Origin of the sequence: Schaalia hyovaginalis, assembly GCF_014208035.1 — a bacterium.
Classification (GTDB): domain Bacteria; phylum Actinomycetota; class Actinomycetes; order Actinomycetales; family Actinomycetaceae; genus Pauljensenia; species Pauljensenia hyovaginalis.
Genome location: NZ_JACHMK010000001.1, coordinates 1,983,486 through 2,003,928 on the forward strand (window position 1 = coordinate 1,983,486; position 20,443 = coordinate 2,003,928).

The following is a 20,443-nucleotide window of genomic DNA, read 5'->3' on the forward strand; positions in this document are numbered from 1 at the left end:
CGGGTGACGACCCCCGGAACGAAGAGCCCCGCCCTCGACACCGATTCACGAGAAGCCGGAGGGGAGCGTCCACGGCGAAGGCCGAGGGGCGTGTTCTCACAACTCTAGTCCCTCGCCCCGAAGGCGCGCAGCACGGTCCGCATCGCCCGCGTCCGACGAAAACGGAGGCCTTCCGCGAGGACAATCGAAGCGCCCATCAACTCCTCATCCTCCAGGAGATCTCATGACTCTCGGACGCGATGCGAAGGCCGCCCCGGCCGGATCGCCCCACCGTCATCCCGTCGACCAAGTGCCCCCGGCCGGCAAACTCGCCGTCCTCGGCATTCAGCACGTCCTCGCCTTCTACGCCGGAGCGGTCGTCGTTCCGCTCGTCATCGCCTCGGGTCTGGGTCTTGATTCCCAGACCCTCGTTCATCTCATCAACGCCGACCTGTTCACCTGCGGCATCGCCACGATCATCCAGTCGGCGGGCCTGGGGCCGAAGATCGGCGTAAAGCTCCCCCTCATCCAGGGAGTCACCTTCACCGCGGTCTCGCCCCTCATCGCGATCGGCATCGCCGCGACCCCCGCCGGCGCGGACCCGACCACCGGCCTGGCGACGATGTACGGCTCGATCATCGCCGCAGGCCTCGTCACCTTCCTCATCGCCCCCTACTTCGCGAAGCTCCTGCGCTTCTTCCCCCCGGTCGTCACCGGCACCCTCCTGACCGTCATGGGCATCACGCTCATCGCGGTATCCGCCGGAGACATCGTCTCGCTCGCGACCTACGCCCCCGAGGGGGCGGAGACCGCGGCCCTGACCCTCAAGGGCCTCGCCTACGCGATGGGCACCCTCGCACTCATCGTCGCCGTCCAGAAGATCTTCAAGGGCTTCATGTCGACGATCTCCGTCCTCGTCGGACTCGTCGTCATGACGATCCTCGCCTTCTCCCTCGGCGACGCGAACTTCTCCCAGGTCTCCCAATCCGCCTGGGTCGGAGTGACGACCCCCTTCTTCTTCGGCCTGCCCAAGTTCTCCCTCGCCGCGATCGTCTCCATGCTCATCGTCATGGCGGTGACCGCCGTCGAAACCACCGGCGACGTCTTCGCCACCGGCGAGGTCGTCGGCAAGCGCATCACCCCGAACCACGTCGCGAACGCTCTGCGCGCGGACGGCCTGTCGACCCTCCTGGGAGGCGTCCTCAACTCCTTCCCCTACACCTGCTTCGCCCAGAACGTCGGCCTCGTCCGCCTCACCCGCGTCAAATCCCGGTGGGTCGTCACCGCCGCGGGCGTCCTCATGATCGTCCTCGGCCTCCTGCCCAAGGCCGGCGCGATCGTCGCCTCGATCCCCGCGCCCGTCATCGGCGGCGCTTCGCTCGCCATGTTCGCCAATGTCGCAGTCGTCGGCATCCAGACCCTCGGCAAGGTCGACATGCGCGACAACCGCAACGCCGTCATCGTCTCCACCTCGATCGGCCTGGCGATGCTCGTCACCCTCAAGCCCGACATCGCCTCCGTCCTGCCGTCCTGGCTCCAGATTCTCTTCGGGTCCGGCGTGACCATCGGCGCCCTCACGGCCTTCCTCCTCAACATCCTCTTCTTCCACATCGGGAAGCAGGACGCCCCTGACCTGGCGATCGTCAACGGCCGCGCCGTCGACCTCGACGAGGTCAACACGATGGACCGCGGCGCCTTCGTCGCCGCCTTCTCGGGAATGTACGAAGGCCCGAAGTGGCCGGTCGAGCGCGCCTGGGAGCACCGCCCCTTCGCCGACGCGACCGCTCTGCGCCGCGCCTTCGAAGACGAGGTCCTCGCGGCGAGCACCGAGGAGCAGGAAGCCCTCATCGCCTCGTACACGGACATCGCGGCGCTCGTCAAGGGCGAGGGCGACGAACGCGCCAACGCCGACACGGCGGCCCTCGGCCTCGGGGACTTCGACGAGGCCGAGATCGCAGAACTCAGCGCCGCCTCGGACGCCTATCGTGAGAAGTTCGCGCGCCCACTCATCGTGCGCGTCACGCGCCTGGCCGACCGCGAACAGCTCATGAGCGCCGTGTGGAAGCGCGTCGAATCCTCCCCCGCCCGCGAAGCCCGCTTCGCCCTCGGCGAGGTCATCGACATCGCCGACGAGCGCTTCGACATGCTCGTCGCCGACGCGAACCCGATCCGAACCGCCTGGGGCCGCAAGTTCGACCAAGTCGACTGAAACGCACGTCATGAGGGGCCGACTCTTCAGTCGGCCCCTCATGGCATCCCATCAACACAATGCGAGTTCTTCCGATCCGGTCTCCTCTGCTGCTCAACGCCGACGGACACGGCCCTTCGGGCCCCGCCGGCTCCCTTGTCGATGAACACCACGCTAGGGCGCCATACTCGAAGGAGCATCGGGATGAGCTAAGAATTCCCTGAGATTCCGAACCGCCGGATCGAGGCCCGCCGCTCGATGGGCCGCCGCCCGCCCGAGCACGGGCGGCGGGCTCAGTCCTCCACCGGACGGCGCTGGAAGTAGGCCGCGAGGATCGACCCCGAAACGTTGTGCCACACGGAGAAGATCGCCCCCGGGACCGCCGCCTCGGGCGTGAAGTACTGCGCGCCGAGACCGGCCGCGAGGCCCGAGTTCTGCATGCCCACTTCGATCGCCGTCGTGCGAGCGGCCCGCTCCCCCACCTTCAGCCCCTTGGCGGCGAAATAGCCCAGGAGAAGACCGATGCCGTTGTGGACGATGACCACCGCGAGAACGAGGAGGCCCCCCGTCATGATCCGAGGAGCGGAGGCCCCCACCAGGCCGAGAACCGCATAGGAGATCCCGATGACCGAGATCCAGGGAAGGACGGGCAGCAGGGCGGTGACGAAGCGCGGGGCGAACTTGCGCACGAGAAGACCCGCAACCACCGGGATGACGACGATCATGAGGATCGACTTCGCCATCGCGGGCGCGTCGACCGGCATATAGGTGTCGGCGAAGAGCTTCGTCAGCAGAGGAGTCACGATCGGCGACAGCAGAGTCGAGACGGAGGTCATCGCCACCGACAGGGCGACATCGCCCTTCGCCAAGTAGGATACGACATTCGAGGCGGTACCGCCGGGCGCGCAGCCCACCAGGATGACGCCGACCGCGAGCGCCGGATCGAGCCGGAAGGCCCACACGACCACGACCGCCGCCAGCGGCATGATGAGGTACTGCATGAGGACGCCGACGAGGATCGGCCACGGCCGGCGCGCGATCACCGCGAAATCCGGCGCCGTGAGCGTCAGGCCCATGCCGAACATGATCACCATGAGCGCGTAGTTCACGCCCTTCACCAGCGGAGCAGTCTGAACCGGGAGCAGAAGGCCCAAGACGAGGGCGGCCAGAATGATGAGGGGGAAGACGGTGACGGCGATCTTCGCGGATCGGTCCTCTTTGGAAGCGGACGCATTCACGGGTGCGATGACGGTCTGTTGAACACTCATACCCCGATTCTCGTCGGATCGGGCCCCGGAGTCGAAACATCTCACTTCGGCCCGGCCCATCCCGCCCTCGCCCCTCCCCGATGCGGCCCTGACAGTCCGTCACAACCGGGACCGGGTATCCGGATTAAGCTCGCATCGTGACCTCCTCCCGAGCCCCGGCCCGCCCCTCGCGCCCCCGCGGCGCACGCCGACTCTTCACCGCGGGATGGCTGCCCGATCAGCACGGCGCCTGGCCCATGGCGCTGCTGCCCGCGCTCACGGGCATCGTCGCGGGCGGCCCCCGTCCGCTCGCCCTCCTTCTCCTCGGAGCGTGCTTCGCGGGCTTCAGCGCCTTCCACGCGATGAGCCTGTTCGCGCGCCTCGCCGAGCGGCGCCGGCATGCGGTGACGCCCGCCCTCGTCACCTGGAGCGCCATCGCCATCGGCACGGGCGTCCCCCTCATCGTCCTCTCCCCCGCGCTCCTGCGATGGTCGCCCTTCTTCGCACCGCTCGCCCTCGGCGCCATCGTCGAAGCACTTCGCGGCCGCCCGCGCTCGTTGACTTCGCGGGTCTCAACGATTCTCGCGGCCTGCCTCATGACCCCCGTCGCATGGTCGCTCGGCGCACACGCAGACCACCCGCTCGCGCCCGACCTCGGGCAGGCATGGCTCATCGCCGCCCTCGAAGCCGCCTATTTCCTCGGGACCGTGCCCTACGTGCGCTCGATGATCCGAGGGCGCGGCGAACTCCGCTGGATCGTCGCCTCGGGGACCTGGCACGCCGCCGGCTTCACGCTCATCGCCCTCGCCGCCTGGAAGGGGATCATCCATCCGGGGCTCGCCCTCGTGTGGGCGGGACTGCTCGTCCGTTCGATAGGACTGCCCCTCGCGGTCCGTGCGGGCCGGACGATCAGACCGATGATGATCGGACTGCTCGAAATGGCGTGCACGACCGCCGTGTGGGTCTTCCTCCTCCTGGGAATGTGACAAGACGACCGGCACCGGATGCGCGAATCCGCGCGGCCGAGGCCGAGGGCCGCAAGAGGCGCCCGCCTTCAATCCGGCCGGCCCGCCCTCGTCAAGACGAGAAGGCCGGAGCCCGCCCGCTCAGCCCTTGCCCGCGAGGCGGCCCAGCAGGTTGAAGGCCTTCATTCGCGGGGCCGAGACCACGAGCCGGTAGTTGCCGGGCTGTTCCAGGATCCGCCCGCCGAAGCGCCGCTTGAATCTGTACACGCCCTCGTCCTCGCTGCCGGAGAACCTCCCGAAGGTGCCTTAGAAGTTGTAGCGGTCCACGTCCGAGGACTCCACCAGGCGCAGCATCTGACTCGTCGCCAGGAAATTGTTGCCGTTGAGATTCACATGCATGAATTCCTCGTAGGTGCCGCCCATGAAGTGGGTGTATTCGTTCCCGTGCTCGAAGAAGATGCCGGCCGCGAGATTGGCGAGTTCGACTCCGCTTTCGAGCAGTTCACGAAGCACGGCGATCCGCTCCTGCGTCGGAGGAATCTGCTCGGCCAGCACCTCCAGGCGGCGGCGCAGACCGTCGGAGTCCTGCTTCTGGCGCTGCTTCGTCACCCGCGCGATCTCAGTGTTCAGTTTCCGGATCTCGGATTCGAGGATCTCGATTCCGGCCTTCACGTCGAGCTGAGCCAGGAGGACGCGGCACTTGTCCCCGAACTCCTCCTTCAAGGCGACGAGGAAGTCATCACGCGTGTCGAATCCCCGCCGTTCACCGGTATGGCTGAGCACGTCGAAGAAGGGCTCCATGCCGTCGCTCGGGAGCTCGACGATCTGGACGTGCAGCTCGTCGGCCGCGCGGTACTGGCGCCGGACCGAACGATCGACGCTCTTGAAGAAGTCCTTCTCCGAGGCGATCCCCTCGAAGTCCTTCACGAACATCCACCGGCCGACCCCGTTGATCAACGAGTTATCCGGGCCGAGGTACTCCAGCCCGGCCGCCGTGAGATTCGCCAGGAGCCCGGCATGATCGAAGCCGCCCGGGACCACCTCGCCGTCGAGATCGCGGAGGACGACTTCGACATTCGGGGTGACGAGGCAGTAGGTCACTCCGCGCTTCGCGAGCGCCTCCCGAAGCCAGGAGAAGAAGAATACGACCAGGTCCTCGCGCTCCAGGTCGATCACGGGCCCCTGGTTGATATGCACGACCTTGAAGAATCTGCGTTCCGTGCGGCAGACGACGAGGGCGCCGGCGATGAGCACGCCCTCCTCCTTCACCCCGAAGCACGCCGTCTCCGCCCTCGTGACTGCGCCCTCACTACGGCCGCGCTCTGGATGAACGAGGAATGCAGCGTCCCGAGGCTGATCGCATCGAGTTCCTCGGGAGTTATTTCGGAGAAGCGCAGGTCGCTCATGCCGTTCATGCATAGCCGTCCGCCCTCTTCGGGCCCCTCCCGCAGGCCCCTCGAAGGGACGGGCGAAAAGGCGGGGAGAAAAGGCGGGCGGAGAGGCGGGCGTGCGCTCAGGATGGACGCCTCAACGGGCCTGCCCCGAAGGCGCAACCCCGGGGCGGCGAAAGCGCCGTCCCGGGGAGCGTCCATGCGGCCCGGGCTTGCACGGAGCAGATCGATCCGCGCACGCCCGCGCCGAGGGATCTCAGCGCCTCACCGCCTTGCGACGACGAACTGCGAGGACTCCGCCTGCCCCGGCGAGCACCGCCGCCGACAGGATGATCGCGCTCGCAGCGGCGCCGGTGCGGGCAAGATCGGAATCTCGCCCACCCGGAGCGGTCTTCGGGGGCGTCAGCGGCGGTTGAGCGCTCCCACCCGGTTGATCCCCCGGGCCGGGCTCGTCACCGCCACCGGGCGCATCGCCACCGGGGGACGCGCAATCCTCCGGTTTCGGCGCGCTGAAGGTCCATTCGACCTCCAGGCCATCCGCGATCGCGAAGCCCTCGGCGGCTTCAGCGGTCACCGTCAGCGTCCCGCCGTACTCGTAGGTGAAACCCCCAGCACTCACCGCCTTGCCATCGATCCGATAGATCACGCCCTCAGTGGCTGGAATCGTCACGAAAGGCTTGACCGTACAGGTCGCCGGATCAGTGGCCTTCGGCGCCACGACCTCGTCAACCCTCACCGGCTCGGCGGAAGCCAAGGTCTTCCCGCTGATGCGGATCTCCGCGGCGCCGCCGAAATTCTTACCCGCTAAGAGCGGACTCGTCTCGACGAGCCTGACGTACTTGCCCTCCACCGCATTGAAGGCGACGAACTGAGGTGCGAGATCGCCGGTGAACTCTCCGCCCGCGACTGAGTCGCCCCAGGTCTTGCCGTCCTCGGACACGAAAATCTCGTACCCGCCGACACGGCCGTTATCCGCGTTCTGGCGCTGCATGAATTCCAGTCCGTTGATCGTGCAACCGCTCTGCGCGCAGGGGATCACCTTGATGACGATCTCGTGCGGGTAGGGGTCCTCTCCGTCGGACCATTTGCTGTGCCAGTAGGTCGACGGATCATCATCAATGGCGGCATCCGCGAAGCCACTCGGGGCCGGTTCCAGCGAGGTCTGCTCCGAGGAGACGCCGACGACTTCAAGTTCGTCATGCCCAGTGAAGAGGTCGCGCTCGGGGAATGCGGAAGGGGCGACTCGCAGGGTGTCGGAGTCCTCCGCCGCCTTGCCCTCAGCGTCCGTCCAGCTCGCGGTGAAGACGACATCAGCCGGATCGGCGCCGGCAGGCATGGTGAGCCTCCAGGTCGCAACCGAATCGAGAGAGCCCTCCTCGGACCCGCTCACCCGGTCACCGGGGGCGGCGACCAGTTCCGCAGCCCAGCCTTCGGGCACCTGGAGCGAATGCTTCACACCCGTCACGACGCCCTCGGCGAGCCTGACGGTCGTCGTCACGTCCATTGCGGCCGTGTCCGAGTCGCCGACGGGCAGCGCGGTTCCCGAGATCGACACAACCGGACGGATCCCCAGATCGACCACCCGGAAGTTGTCGATCACGAGATCGTCCTGCGAATGCGAAGCGGTCATCCGCACTCCGATGAATGCAGGAGCACTCGTCATCACAGCGAAGTTCCTCACGAAGGTCGCCGTGCCCTCGCCCGTCTCGACGCCGTCGGTCCACCCGGTCCCTCGGGCCTTGGGAACATCCCAGGTCTGATCGACTGCCTCTTCCCAGCCCGCACCGCTTGCCACGTCATGCCCGAGCTCGAGCTTGTAACTGCCGTCGAAACCGGCCTGGTAATCGAAGCTGATCTCGTAGCTGTGACCGTACTCGAGAGGCAGCGTCGCCTCCGTGGTGCGCAGAATCCGACCGCCGTTCTCCTGGTGCGCGAGGAGGGACCACTGGCCGTCCAACACGTTGTCCAGGTACTTCTGGCCCTTCAGCCCCTGACGGCTGTCGTCGACGATGCCGTACCACCCGGACTGGGAGAAGGGCGCGTGCAGCTTGGCAAGCTGCGTGCGCGCATCGCCGCCCGCGTTCGCTTTGCCGGTGACGAAGGGGTAGTAGCCGGTATCGACGTTCTCAAAATCCTCGAAGACGACGGTGCCGCCCACGGCGCCTTCCTTCTCCGGCGTCGGACGATCGACGATTCGCAGATCATCGATCCCCACGCGGGCGTCGCCCTCGTCGGCCGCGACCTTCAAGGTCACCGAAGTCCCGGTCGTGGTGAAGTGGACGGGGACGCGCTGGAAGTAGGTGCCCAGCTTCTCATCCGATGCCGTCGCATTGAGCGCGCTGGACGAATGGATGGTCGTCACCGCTTCACCGTTCCCGCCCTTTTGGGCGGGAGGCGCGCTCACGCCCTCGCCGGACACGGATACCTTCACCGTCCGCGTCTTCCCGGGCTCGATCTCCACCCAGGCCCATGCGGAGTAGGTGCCGGGCTCGACGGTGATCGTCTGAGCCAAGGACGACTCACCCGCACCGAGCTGCGCGAAGGAGTTGTTGACCTTCGACTGCTCGATCGTCACCGCACCGCTCGTCGTGTACGCATCGAGGGTCTCAGAGAAGAATCCGGGGTCCTCGATACCCGATCCCTGGCCCCAATTCGGGGTCTTGGGCGCGGGGACCGCGCTCGTCGGGTACAGCACGTACGCGGTGTTGGCCTCGGTCGCCGGGATGTTCACCGAGCCGCCGCTCACGCCGAGGTCGGCAACCTTCTCCCTGCCGGTATCGGTGAGTTTGAACAGCGTGAGAGAGGCCTGCCCTTTGAAGGAATCGGTGAGCTCCCAGCTCTGCGGAGCGTTCGTGGGGTTCCAGTAGTACAAGCGGTCGCTCCCCCCGTCCTTCCAGGGGAGGAGGTAGGAGCCGCCGGGCTTGAACACCGTGGAACCGTCGTAGGTAATGGTCCGTTGAACAGGGACTTCCGCACCTGAAATGGACGACTGGGCCGAGACGACCTCGGTGCCGTTCTTGAAAGTGATGCGGCCCTTCTCCCAGGTGCGGATATCCGATTGCTGGAGGAACTTCGCCGGGAGGTTGCGCTGCCACACATTCGTGATGAAGGCGTTGTAGTCGGTGTGACCGGTCCACCCTTCGAACTCGATGACATTGGTATTGCCGAGCATCGGATCGGGGTTGAAGGTGTCGCGGTAGGAGTTCTCGATGTAACGGATGAGCTGAGAGTTGATGCCCTTCATATTCGTGCCGCCATAGGCCTCATCGTTCGCCCAATGGGACCAGGACGAGAACTGCGGCATGGAGTACGCCCATTCCGAACCCAGACGCCATCCCCTGTCGCGCATCTCCTGACCGAAGCGCTGGGCCTGCCAGCCGTGCTTGTAGTAGACGTCCCAATAGAGCCAGTTCATGTTCGAATCGGCGGGGAAATCCGCGCGCAGCTGGTCAAGGCGCTTGAGGACGTTGCCCGAGGCGAGATCCTTCCGCTCATTCATGTAATAGGCCTGGTTCATCCAGCCCCAGGCCTTGCCCGGCGGAAGATCGACCTCGCAGGGCGCAGCCACGCCGTTGACGTCCATGTTCTCGGCGTCCGCGAAACAATTCGCCTCGGAGTAGGACTCGGTCGCATTGACGTGGATGCCGAAAGTGGCGTTCCACTTCCCGCCCTCGGAGACGAGGGTCTTCATGTCCTCCAAGCCGCCGGCCCGCTCGTTGTAGTTGCCGCCGTAATCGCCCTGGGCGGAATCATGCCCTTCGGCCTGATAGCCCTTGAGGAGCACCTCCTGGCCGAGGTTGTCGGTGGCGAGGGAGATGCGCTTCGTATCGTCAAGGGTGCGCAGGAAGGGGTGCGTCGCCTGGGAGACGATGTTGAAGGGGATGCGCATGATGACGTAGTTCTTCACGTCTTCGCGGCCGTTGGCGACTGAGAGGATTTCGCGCGCGGCGGTGGCCCCGTCCTGCCAGTCGACCTTCGCATCTCCATTGGCATCCGCTACGACTTTCACCTTGACCATTGGATTCGGGTCGACACCGATGCCAGAACCCGTGTCATAGCTCGCGACTTCCTCCGCACGGTGGACCCACGTCCCCGGGGAGACGGTGCCGACGTTGACTCCGCGGACCTTCGAGCTGGCGTAGATGAAACGCGAATTCGTGGCGGCGAGCGCAGTGCCGTCAGAACCGATTGCGTTGGTGTCGAAGCCGGCCGCAAGCTCGGAGTTCGATGCCGTTACCGCGTACGCCCGAGAGGGCCTGAGCACGGAATTCGCGACATTGACGAGGCGGTCGCCGGACACCGCACGGTTCACCGAGATCTCAGCGCCGAGAATCTGGGCCGCAGGATCCGTTCCGACGACCGAAACGAGACTGAGCCCGGGGATGCCGATAGTACCGACTTGCGCCTCGGGATCGGTGATATCCGCAAGCTCGTAGGTGAGAGCACCGTCCTTCACCGAAAGGATCGCGTTGAGGGTGACACCCTCGAGGCCGGGGACCGTCATCGGATAGGTGACGGAGGAGCGGTCGGCAGACACCGCCGGCTCACCGACCGTCACCTTGTAAGACCGGTCGGAAATCGTGATCTCGGAAAGCGGATCGCCAAACTGACCGGCGAGCTGCTTGCCGTCGTAGCGGTAATCGACGATCTGGGGGAAGCCCGGATGCGTTCGCACAGTGAGCTCACCATCGGTGATCTCCACAGCGCCCTCCGGCACGACGATACTCGGGCCCTCACCCAGATCCCCGGTATTCGGATCGTCGGGATTCGAGGGATCCGCGCCAGGATCCTCCGCCTCGCTCGCGGATGAGGCCCCGAACTCGGCGAGGGTCGCCACCTGCTCCGGCGCATCGTTGCCGCCCCAGGAGGACTTGTAGGTGACGCGCACGCACTGGGCGGGCGCGGGCTCATCAAAATCAATCACCACCGGGGCGAGTTTCCCGTTCTCGGGCGCGGCGGGAACGGAACCGCTCGCCACCTGAGTGAACTGCGCAGCCGCAGCATTCTCAGCGACCTGGCAGTTCGGATCGGTCGACACCTCAACCGCGTACTCCCCCACGCGGCCCGAGCCGTTGGAGGACTGGCGGGGGGTGAGCGTGACGCGGCCGAGCGCCTCTTCCTTCTGTCCGAGATCGATGACGAACCAGTGCGGAAGCGGATCAGACCCGCCCTGCCACTTCGTGTGCCAATACGTGTCGGTATTCCCATCAAGCACCAATTCGAGGGCTCCATTGGCGCCCTCGCCCGTGGTCTCGATCGAGTCAGTCGCCACCGCGACCATGCGGCTCGGGTCGATCGGCGTATAGGTGTAGGTGGGTGCGGCATGCCCGGCCGGCGTCAAACCGACGAGCATGAGAATCGCGCACGCCGCTGTCGCGGCTCTCCAGTTGTTCGGGCGCATCCTTATGCTTTCTCCGATTCTGCGTGAGGGTGGTAACTCAGAGAGCGACCGATGCCGGAACCGCGATCAGGAAAAACACCGTTCCCTCTACGGATCGTTCCGCCGAGGTTCCTCGATGGCGCGGAGTGCTCAGATGGCGCGGAGTACTCAATCGCCCAGCGGCTCAGCCGGCACGAGCATCGCCCTCTAGTGCATGTCAACGCTGACATGCGCTTGATTCTAGTCCAGAGCCCCCGCAACACCCCGGGCGATTCGGTGTCATATTTCGCCCCTCAAATCTCCTGGGGACGGGCTCGCCCAAGCCGCCTGTCGAGACGAAGAGGCCGCCCCCGGCCGGACCATCCCCACCGGATCGTTCCAGGTGCGGTGAGGGCTCGATGCTCATGCGATTGCCGCCCGGGTGGCGTGATGCTGACACGAGGAAGTCCCGGGGCATTGTTCGACAGTGTCCCGGGACTTCACACAGGTGGAGCTTGGGCGGCACGTGTCGAACTCATTCCTGCTCGCGACCGCGTGTTGCTTGTTCAGGGAACGCGCTCGTGTCCACCATCCAATCGATCGACATCAAGAATCATCACTTCTCGGATTGCGTGCAACGCCGTGAAGGACGCGCCCGCTCAGAGTGCGTCCCGAAGCGGCTATCACGGACCGAGAGCCGTGATGGGGACGACACAGACGCCGTCGGGACGCCGGTAGCTGAAGCGGCCTCCTGTCACCACTATGAGCGCAGCCGCCTCGCCGTGTCTTTCATGATCGATCTTGCCGGCCATCCGCAGTAGTGAAGCCGCAGCAGCATCTGCTGCGGACTCTCCCAGCTTGACCTCGATCCCGGCCCATCTTCCGTCAGGGAGCTCGAGCACCGCATCGACTTCGTGCCCTGTCTGGGAATCGCGCCAAGAGGCCAGCGCTGCGCCTAAGGACTGGCCGTAGACTCTCAGGTCGCGCATGACCAGAGACTCGAAATGCAAGCCCGCAGCATTGAGGTCCTGACGCAGCTGCCGAGTCCCGACCCCCAAGGCCGCCATCCCCAGCGAGGGGTCGACAAAGTGGTGAACGGCGGATGCGCGCAGCCGGGTCCGAGAACGCATATGAGGACGCCAGGCCGGAACGGGCTCGATGAGCATGAGGCGTTCCAGCGCATCCATGTAGTTCGCGAGGGTTTCCGACGCGATCGGCCCCCTGGCCCCGCCGACGTCCTTCGCGAGTGACGTCAGATTCAGCGGAGTCGCTGCAGACCGCCCAAGAGCGGCCAGGAGTCGTGTGATGTTGCCGGGGTTTCGCCGGGGGCCCAGTCCCGGGACATCCACCTCGGCGAGCGTTCGCAGATAATCGCTCAGCCACAATGACGCCTCTCGCTCGCCGACGTCGAGCAGGTCCGGCCACCCGCCGACCACGATCCGCTCCAACAGTCCATCGATGCTCAGGCCAGAACTCGCACCCACGGGATCGCCCCCGTCCAGGAGACGTTGCAAGCTGACCTCACCCGTGGAATGCCCGGTCTCGAACAAGGTCATCGGCCGCATGCGCAAGCGCGCAATCCGTCCCGCACCCGAGTGGACCCGCGCGTCATCGCGCGGACGAGAGGAGCCGGTGAGGACGTAGAGGCCTCTCCCGTCATGGTCGTCGACAGCGCGACGCACAAGATTCCACAGACGCGGGGTCTCCTGCCACTCATCGAAGACGATCGGGGCCGGGGAGGAGAACAGCTGCTCGGGCGCCACCTCGAGGGCTGCGCGAGCCGCCTCATCGACATCCATCCTGAACACCGAGGCAGCGACCTCAACAGCAGTGCACGTCTTCCCGACCGCCTTGGGACCGTCGATGAGCACAGCCCCCATCGCCGCCATCCGCCGGTTCAGCTCGCCGTCCACCACTCGAGGTCGATAATCAGTCATGCATGAAGTCTACAGTTCGTCATTCTTCAAATCGAAGTTTCGTCATTACAGCCAGAGGCAGATACCGCACCCCGCACTCGACCATGCTGTCAGTCCTACACGACCAGCAACTCGAGCAGGTCCTCCAAACCGCCCTCGCCCGACTGGTCCAACATCAGGACCTAGGCGGTAGTTTATGCTTCCGACAACGATGCTGATAGGAGAGGCCCATGCAAGAGCTCGAGCGCATTCACGTGGGCATGGGACAGGCTTGGCCGGGACTGTCCCAGGAGCACCTGGGCGACTGGATCCTCCGATTCGGCGGCGGGTACACCAGCCGCGCGAACAGCGCTCTTCCCGTCGGGAAACCTGGCGTGCCCATTGCCGAGGCTATCAAGCACGTAAAGGATTCCTACGCATCCCGCGGGCTCTCCCCTAAGTACCAGATCCCGCTCCTGACGCATGCGGAGATCCCGCAGAGGATTCCTGCGCAAGCCGAGCGAGCAGATTCGTTTGTTCCAGGAAGCACCATCGACACCGGAGCCACGCCCGTCAACAAGGAACTCGACGATGCTCTCGAGCACGCAGACTACGCTTGGTCAGTTCCAGCACTCGTCCAGACACTTCCGGCACACGTAGCGGCTGGGGATGTGCAGTGGCCCGCGGGGGTCTCGGCCGAATGGACCGATACACCCACCCAAGGATGGAAATCACTCGCATCACAGAGATTCCACGACAATCCCCACGCCCTGGAGGTCACACTCGCCCACCCGGCGAAGTACCTCACCCTCTGGAATGAACACGAACCCATCGGCCGAGGACGAGTCAGCGCAGCAGGCGAGTTCTACGACGTCTCCGATCTCCTCGTTCTGAGCCGGATGCGAGGGATGGGCCTGGGACGACAGATGATGACCGCCATGACCTTGATGGGGCGGGAACTCGGAGCCCGTACCGGGGTACTCCAAGTGGAGGCAGACAACGCTCGAGCCATCACCCTGTACCGCTCGCTGGGATGGCAGGACCAAGGCGGCTACCACTTCCGCACACTGGCTGATTAGACGCAACCGCTCCATCGGCGCACGACACCGTACGCTCCGGCCAACACCTAGTTCGGCAAGGCACGGCCGAGCTTGGTCCAGCGAGGTCGACCAGGGCGGCTTCCCACAACATGATGTACACCCAAGCAGGCGATAGTGCCCCAATCCGGGCACTTCTCACGCGCATCAAAACGCTCTAACCAGGAGTTTTGCGCGAAAACCGTGAACTCTCACGCGCGGGGCACAAAATGCCACAAGAAAACGACAAAATGCCTGCTGGCGCGTGAGTGTATCAACGCCAGCAGGCACTTAGTTACTTACACTCTCATTTTAATACAAGCCTGATTTCGGGTGCAGAGGCACCGTTTTGGGTGCAAGACGGCCAGCTTGGGTGCAAGATTTCGTAGACTTAGAGACTTAGTGCTGAGGATCTAGATGCTTTCACGGCCACGCAAATGCTGGGTCAACCAAAACCGTCTACTCCGTACCAAAAGATTCAGACACCCGGCTTCGTCCATTTCTGCTCGGGCGGCCTCCCCGCGTTCCTCGCTGACGGGACGGTCAGGTCGGAGAAGTGGGCGCCCGGGTCCACGTGCCAGTCCTGAGTGGTGACGATGAGGTCGTATTCGTCGGCGTTGTCGGTGACGAAGTCGGCGATGCGCTCGGCGAATGCGTTGCCGCTCTCCACGCCCAGGGCCCTGCCTTCGCAGAAGGTCGGCTGGACGTCGACGATGATGAGTGCGCGATGATCGGGCATGTTTCCTCCCGTGAGCTCGTGGTTCTTCATTCTAGCCGTTTGCAGGTGGCAGGGGTATCGATAGGGCGTGGGGACGGGTGCGGGTGCGGCTTCGGTTGCGAGCGTTGCAGAATCTGCGGACAGTTCAGCTTTTGTGGGTCGAGACGGGTAGAGTACCGTATGTATTCTATTTCGCCTACAACCGGGGTAGCCACCATGCGCAACACGTCTAGGGCACGCTTGCTTTTCGCGGCCTTGTTTAGTTTTCTGTTGATTGTTTTGCCTGGCGGTGCTCACGCTACACCCAATGAGGCAGCCCCTCAGAATATTCCATACACTGTCCAATTCTGGTCGGAGCGCGCCGACTATGATGAGGCCAACGTCGGCTCCATCGGCGATAAGTATGAATACATCGGCCTGAAGAACTTCACGGGTGCCGAGGGGCATGTACCCGGCCTCCTGACAGTCGATCCGAGCGGCGTCCAGTTCCCTGATATTGAACTGGCCACCTCGTCGAATCCCGAGTTGTTCGCCAAGCTCTACCATCTGAACGCCGACTTCACGACAGCGCAGAACGCTAACGACGACAGCGCGATCCGCCCGTTGAGCGCCGACAAGAAGAACGTCTACAACGTCTTCTTCGACCGCGAGGTCTACGACGTGGTCTTCGAGAAAGGCAATCAGTCAGAATATACGTTCGATCCGGTCATCTCGAAGAATGGCACCACCTATGATGCGACGACGAACCCCTACACGGTGCGCATGCGCTTCGGCCAGGAGTTTGGCGACGCCTGGCCCTTCGACAAGGACATCGTGAATGTGCCCAGCGAAGGGAAGCGGGGCTTCGGCCTGACCGGTTGGAAGATCATGACCGGAGAGAGTTCTGCAAACTACTTGGATACTCCTCCGTACCGGCTCACGTATAGCGAGTTCATCCAATACGCGGGGAAGAGGGCAACCTCGGTCTCCCGGCCCGGCGTGAGCTACACCGATCACACCATCGCGATGGGCATCAGTTTCAACACTGCGTCTCACCCGGTCTTCGTGGATTTCGCTTTGGAAGGTTTTGAAGATGGGCTCGAGCCGAGACAGTTCCCTGTGGATGAGGCGCTCTCGTATTGGAAGTCCGATACATCCTGGACCGGATATTCGTTCCCTGTCCCCGAGATCAAGGGCTTCGATCGGGTCGTCCCGAAGAAGCAGCAGAAAGCGGTGAGGAGTCAAACGGGTTTCGATAGGGTAAACGCTACTCGCGGCGACGCTGCTCCGCTGACCTTCATCCGCACGCTTTACGGCACAAGGCGTGACACGAACGGCTACCTGCGCCTCGAATACAAGCGGCAGAAGTTTAGCCTCTTCCTCGATAACGATCCCCGCGTTCCCAAGGCCGACAGCGATTACTCCGCCGAGAACACGCTGACCGTGCCCTACGGTCAGGCTATCGCAGATCTGAACTTTCCTACGCCCACGAAGCCTTCCGACCTGGGTGATGACGTCGTGTTCCGCGGATGGGCATGGGACTCCGCCGGGGTGTCGATGCTGGCTGATTCGTCAAGATCGATGCCTAACTACAACGTTGTCATTCACGCGGTGTGGGATACCGAGAGGCAGGTCGTGTTCAACCTCGATGGCGGAGCTGTCGATGGCAGCACGGATCGGATCAGCCGCACCCAGTTTGACGGCCAGACGGTAGAGTTCCCCACCCCGACCCGCGATGGCTACACCTTCATGGGATGGGCGGACGACAACACGGAGGGCAAGACCTACAAGTCGACGGACAAGCTCAAGGTCGATGGCAATATGTCCTTCACCGCGAAGTGGGATCAGCACCCCGATTTGCAGGTGAAGGATGCCTCGGTTGCTGCTGGTGATGATTTTGATGTGAAGTCGTTGGTGGTTGAGGCTGAGGATGCTGAAGATGGTGTGCTGACTGATCAGGTGAAGCTGGTTGATGATGGTGGGTTGGATGTGTCCAAGCCGGGTAAGTATACGGTGACGTTTGAGGTTGTTGATTCGGCTGGTGCGAAGGCGACTAAGTCGGCGGTGGTGACGGTGAATATGAAGATGGTGGCTTTGAATGAGGCTCCGTCTTTGGAGGTGAAGGATGCCTCGGTTGCTGCTGGTGATGATTTTGATGTGAAGTCGTTGGTGGTTGAGGCTGAGGATGCTGAAGATGGTGTGCTGACTGATCAGGTGAAGCTGGTTGATGATGGTGGGTTGGATGTGTCCAAGCCGGGTAAGTATACGGTGACGTTTGAGGTTGTTGATTCGGCTGGTGCGAAGGCGACTAAGTCGGCGGTGGTGACGGTGAATATGAAGATGGTGGCTTTGAATGAGGCTCCGTCTTTGGAGGTGAAGGATGCCTCGGTTGCTGCTGGTGATGATTTTGATGTGAAGTCGTTGGTGGTTGAGGCTGAGGATGCTGAAGATGGTGTGATTACTGATCGGGTTGAGCTTGTTGATGATGGTGGGTTGGATGTGTCCAAGCCGGGTAAGTATACGGTGACGTTTGAGGTTGTTGATTCGGCTGGTGCGAAAGTGGCTAAGACGGCGACAGTGACGGTGAATATGAAGATGGTGGCTTTGAATGAGGCTCCGTCTTTGGAGGTGAAGGATGCCTCGGTTGCTGCTGGTGACGAGTTTGATCCAGTGTCTTTGGTGGTGAAGGCTGAAGATGCTGAAGATGGTGTGATTACTGATCGGGTTGAGCTTGTTGATGATGGTGGGTTGGACCTGTCCAAGCCGGGTACGTATGTGTTGAAGTTTGAGGTTGCTGATTCGCAGGGTGCGAAAGTGGCTAAGACGGCGACAGTGACGGTGAATATGAAGATGGTGGCTTTGAATGAGGCTCCGTCTTTGGAGGTGAAGGATGCCTCGGTTGCTGCTGGTGACGAGTTTGATCCAGTGTCTTTGGTGGTGAAGGCTGAAGATGCTGAAGATGGTGTGATTACTGATCGGGTTGAGCTTGTTGATGATGGTGGGTTGGACCTGTCCAAGCCGGGTACGTATGTGTTGAAGTTTGAGGTTGCTGATTCGCAGGGTGCGAAAGTGGCTAAGACGGCGACAGTGACGGTCGAGGCAAAGCAAACGCCCGCCCCTGGTGCTCCGACAGACAACCAGAGTGGGGTCCCAGCGCCGCAACCGGAACCTCAGTCGGCGACCCAACCGCCCGCTTCCTCCGGCAAGCTTGCGTGGACAGGCGCCGATTCGCGCAACCTCGCGGGCTTTGCAGGTGCGATGCTCCTGATGGGCGCGGCGCTTGTGGCGACCCGGCGTCGTGTGAAGTAGTCGCTGGCTGAAAGGACTGTGCCCCTGCTTCCCTCGGGTAGTGGGGGCACACCCGACTTTCCTGCATCCCAACGATGAGAAAGCCATGTAATTGCGACGCTTATGTGTTTCTTTCCCTGTGGGGTGGAGGAGTCGATTGAAGTGTCCTGGGTTTTGTTCCTGGTTTTTTGAGGGGATTGGGACATGTCTAAACCATTTCTGCCGGAGTGTAGAGTGAGGGCTCTTCGGCTTGTTGAAGATCGTGTTGATTCACAGCCAGATTTGGTTGTGAGCACGGTGATTAAAGATATTGCTCCCAAGTTAGGGGTCTCGGATAAGACACTGGATCGCTGGTGGCGTCAGGAACAAATAGAATGTGGGTGTCAGGCCTGGTGTTCCTAGTGACGTGCTGGCTGAGAATAAAAGGCTTAAACGCGAGAATCAAGAGTTGAAACGAGCCAATGAGATTTTGAAGCTGGCATCGGCTTTTTTCGTGGCAGAGCTCGACCGTCCCGGAACAAAGTGATCGCGTTTATTGATGAATATCGCAAAGATTTTAGGGGCCTGGCGGATATGCTGGGTGCTACGCGAACACCATGATGGAGTGTTTCTTACCTCTCGTGGCTATTATGCTGCATGATCACACCCGATAGCTGCCCGTCATGTGAGTGATCAGTTACTGATCAGCGAGCTAGAGCGGATTCATAGGGAGAATTATTCAGTGTATGGGGGTCGTAAAATGTGGCACGCGATCAGACGCGAGGGCTGGGATAGTGGACGTGATCGCATAGCGAGGTTGATGCGTCAAGCCGGGCTTTGCGGTACGAGGGTGGCAGATCACCGATCACGACGAACCCAGCTCATAGCCCGGATATGCGCCCGGATTTAGTGAATCGCCGCTTCAAGGCCAGTAGGCCCCATGAGCTGTGGGTCGCTGATATTACCTATGTGCGAACCCTATCCGGCTTCGTGTACACAGCCTTCGTGACCGACGTCGTCAGCCGTAAGATCGTGGGCTGGGCAACCAGATCAAGTATGAAAACCGAGGCACTACCGCTACAAGCACTAGAGCAGGCCATAGCATGAGCGAAACAAGACCTAGACAGGCTTATTCACCATAGTGATCACGGCTCGCAGTATGTGTCTATCGCTTATAACGAGAAGCTTACTGATTACGGGATCAAGCCTTCTACCGGCACGGTTGGCGATAGCTACGACAACGCGCTAGCCGAAACAGTTAATGGGCTGTACAAGAGCGAGCTGATCTATAGTCAATCATGGGCGTCACTCATGGATGTCGAATTCGCCACCCTGAACCGGGCGCACTGGTACAACACACAACGCCTACACAAGGCAATCGACTACCACACACCAACAGAAATAAAGCAAATCTATTACGCTAAACGAACTACCAACACACCAGAGCCAATAGCAACAACATAAGAAACGGAACAAAACCCAGAACGCTTCTGTACTGAACCCCAATTCTTGGACAGTGTGATTCTATCCGATGGTGGTTAGTGCGTGTTGCCGGTATTCGTTTGGGGTCATCCCTCCGAGCCGTTCTTGCATACGCTCAGTGTTGTACCACTGTATGTACTCGTCAATCGCTGCGCGTAGCTCGCTGATGGAAGCGAATGAGTCATTGTTGAACATTTCTTCTTTCAAGTGAGAAAAGAAGTTCTCCATCACGGAGTTATCGTAACAATTGCCCTTACGGCTCATGGATTGAACGCACTGATGCTCAACTAGCTGACTGATCCATGACTGGTGCTGATAGTGATAACCCTGATCAGTATGAACAAGAACACCTTCAGGATCACCCGCTACACGAAAAGCCTTTTTCAGGCTCAACGCGGACACTTTCGTTGTAGAAGACACCGAAAGAGTGTGAGCAAGAATCGAATGATCACACAAATCCATCACCGGAGACAAATACAGCTTCTGCCCCGAGATCTGGAACTGGGTAATATCGGAGACCCATTGTTGATTCGGCTTTTCCGTGGCAAACCGCCGATCTAAATGATTATCAGCCCGACGTGACGTTGTACCGCGGTAAGAGTTGTAACACTTACGCTTCCTCGTTTTAGAGCGTAAACCGAGCTGCCTCATCAACTTAGCAACAAGCTTGCGCGACACACACCACCCATCACGCAGCAGCTGAAGCCGAACACGGCGATAACCATAACGCTGATGGCTTTTATCGAAAATCTTCCGAATCGCCTGTTTCAACTTCACATGCCGGTCCTGAGCCTGCATCTGCCCCAGCTGATAATAGAACGTCGATCGCGCCAGATTGGCTACCTGTAACAGTACCGGCAACGGGTATTCAGATCTGAGAGTGGCAACCACACGGGT

Annotated in this window: 11 protein-coding genes and 2 pseudogenes; 7 read left to right on the forward strand and 6 right to left on the reverse strand. The window is 62.1% G+C overall.

Annotated features, from left to right (window positions below; genetic code table 11):
• Positions 1-223 precede the first annotated feature (223 nt).
• Entirely contained in the window at positions 224-2,188 is a 1,965-nt protein-coding gene (locus HD592_RS08735) for a solute carrier family 23 protein (protein ID WP_184453409.1), read from the forward strand.
• A 272-nt stretch (positions 2,189-2,460) separates the two neighbouring features.
• Here the strand turns inward: HD592_RS08735 and HD592_RS08740 are convergent, their stop codons facing one another.
• Complete coding sequence (locus HD592_RS08740; protein ID WP_184453411.1) at positions 2,461-3,435, reverse strand: bile acid:sodium symporter family protein; 975 nt, start codon at positions 3,433-3,435, stop codon at positions 2,461-2,463.
• A 137-nt stretch (positions 3,436-3,572) separates the two neighbouring features.
• On the opposite strand from HD592_RS08740, the gene HD592_RS08745 reads away from it, so the two are divergent.
• Complete coding sequence (locus HD592_RS08745) at positions 3,573-4,400, forward strand: YwiC-like family protein (protein ID WP_184453413.1); 828 nt, start codon at positions 3,573-3,575, stop codon at positions 4,398-4,400.
• Positions 4,401-4,520: 120 nt separating this feature from the next.
• Here the strand turns inward: HD592_RS08745 and HD592_RS08755 are convergent.
• The 3 genes and pseudogenes from HD592_RS08755 to HD592_RS08765 form a co-directional block, all read right to left on the reverse strand.
• Positions 4,521-5,798, reverse strand: a pseudogene (locus HD592_RS08755) (peptidoglycan bridge formation glycyltransferase FemA/FemB family protein).
• 228 nt (positions 5,799-6,026) lie between these two features.
• Complete coding sequence (locus HD592_RS08760) at positions 6,027-11,171, reverse strand: endo-alpha-N-acetylgalactosaminidase family protein (protein WP_184453420.1); 5,145 nt, start codon at positions 11,169-11,171, stop codon at positions 6,027-6,029.
• Positions 11,172-11,812: 641 nt separating this feature from the next.
• Positions 11,813-13,066 carry an ATP-binding protein gene (locus HD592_RS08765; RefSeq protein ID WP_184453422.1) on the reverse strand — a complete coding sequence of 418 codons (1,254 nt, stop codon included), beginning with the start codon at positions 13,064-13,066 and terminating at the stop codon, positions 11,813-11,815.
• A gap of 209 nt (positions 13,067-13,275) precedes the next feature.
• Between HD592_RS08765 and HD592_RS08770 the strand changes: the two genes are divergently transcribed.
• A complete protein-coding gene (locus HD592_RS08770; protein WP_184453424.1) occupies positions 13,276-14,103 on the forward strand; it encodes a GNAT family N-acetyltransferase in 828 nt (275 codons plus the stop codon).
• A gap of 544 nt (positions 14,104-14,647) precedes the next feature.
• Here the strand turns inward: HD592_RS08770 and HD592_RS08775 are convergent.
• Positions 14,648-14,839: pseudogene (locus HD592_RS08775) on the reverse strand (isochorismatase family protein); the annotation flags it as partial.
• A 195-nt stretch (positions 14,840-15,034) separates the two neighbouring features.
• Here HD592_RS08775 and HD592_RS08780 point away from each other — a divergent pair.
• From HD592_RS08780 to HD592_RS12680, 4 genes are all read left to right on the forward strand, one after another.
• Positions 15,035-18,106: an immunoglobulin-like domain-containing protein gene (locus HD592_RS08780; RefSeq protein WP_184453426.1), complete on the forward strand. Its 3,072-nt coding sequence runs from the start codon at positions 15,035-15,037 to the stop codon at positions 18,104-18,106.
• Between the two features lie 700 nt (positions 18,107-18,806).
• A complete protein-coding gene (locus tag HD592_RS12670) occupies positions 18,807-18,974 on the forward strand; it encodes an IS3 family transposase (RefSeq protein ID WP_425503122.1) in 168 nt (55 codons plus the stop codon).
• Entirely contained in the window at positions 18,959-19,171 is a 213-nt protein-coding gene (locus tag HD592_RS12675; RefSeq protein ID WP_407822385.1) for a DDE-type integrase/transposase/recombinase, read from the forward strand. The genes HD592_RS12670 and HD592_RS12675 overlap by 16 nt, the downstream gene beginning before the upstream one ends.
• 54 nt (positions 19,172-19,225) lie before the next feature.
• Positions 19,226-19,528: an integrase core domain-containing protein gene (locus HD592_RS12680; RefSeq protein ID WP_184453432.1), complete on the forward strand. Its 303-nt coding sequence runs from the start codon at positions 19,226-19,228 to the stop codon at positions 19,526-19,528.
• A 60-nt stretch (positions 19,529-19,588) separates the two neighbouring features.
• On the opposite strand, the gene HD592_RS08800 is transcribed toward HD592_RS12680, so the two are convergent.
• Entirely contained in the window at positions 19,589-20,437 is an 849-nt protein-coding gene (locus HD592_RS08800) for an IS3 family transposase (protein WP_184453434.1), read from the reverse strand.
• Positions 20,438-20,443: the final 6 nt, after the last annotated feature.

Excerpts from the sequence above, each read along its gene's own strand:
- HD592_RS08735 (WP_184453409.1), top strand. The coding sequence starts at position 224 with ATGACTCTCGGACGCGATGCGAAGGCCGCCCCGGCCGGATCGCCCCAC.
- HD592_RS08740 (WP_184453411.1), bottom strand. The coding sequence starts at position 3,435 with ATGAGTGTTCAACAGACCGTCATCGCACCCGTGAATGCGTCCGCTTCC.
- HD592_RS08760 (WP_184453420.1), bottom strand. The coding sequence starts at position 11,171 with ATGCGCCCGAACAACTGGAGAGCCGCGACAGCGGCGTGCGCGATTCTC.
- HD592_RS08765 (WP_184453422.1), bottom strand. The coding sequence starts at position 13,066 with ATGACTGATTATCGACCTCGAGTGGTGGACGGCGAGCTGAACCGGCGG.
- HD592_RS08770 (WP_184453424.1), top strand. The coding sequence starts at position 13,276 with ATGCAAGAGCTCGAGCGCATTCACGTGGGCATGGGACAGGCTTGGCCG.
- HD592_RS08780 (WP_184453426.1), top strand. The coding sequence starts at position 15,035 with ATGCGCAACACGTCTAGGGCACGCTTGCTTTTCGCGGCCTTGTTTAGT.
- HD592_RS12675 (WP_407822385.1), top strand. The coding sequence starts at position 18,959 with ATGCGCCCGGATTTAGTGAATCGCCGCTTCAAGGCCAGTAGGCCCCAT.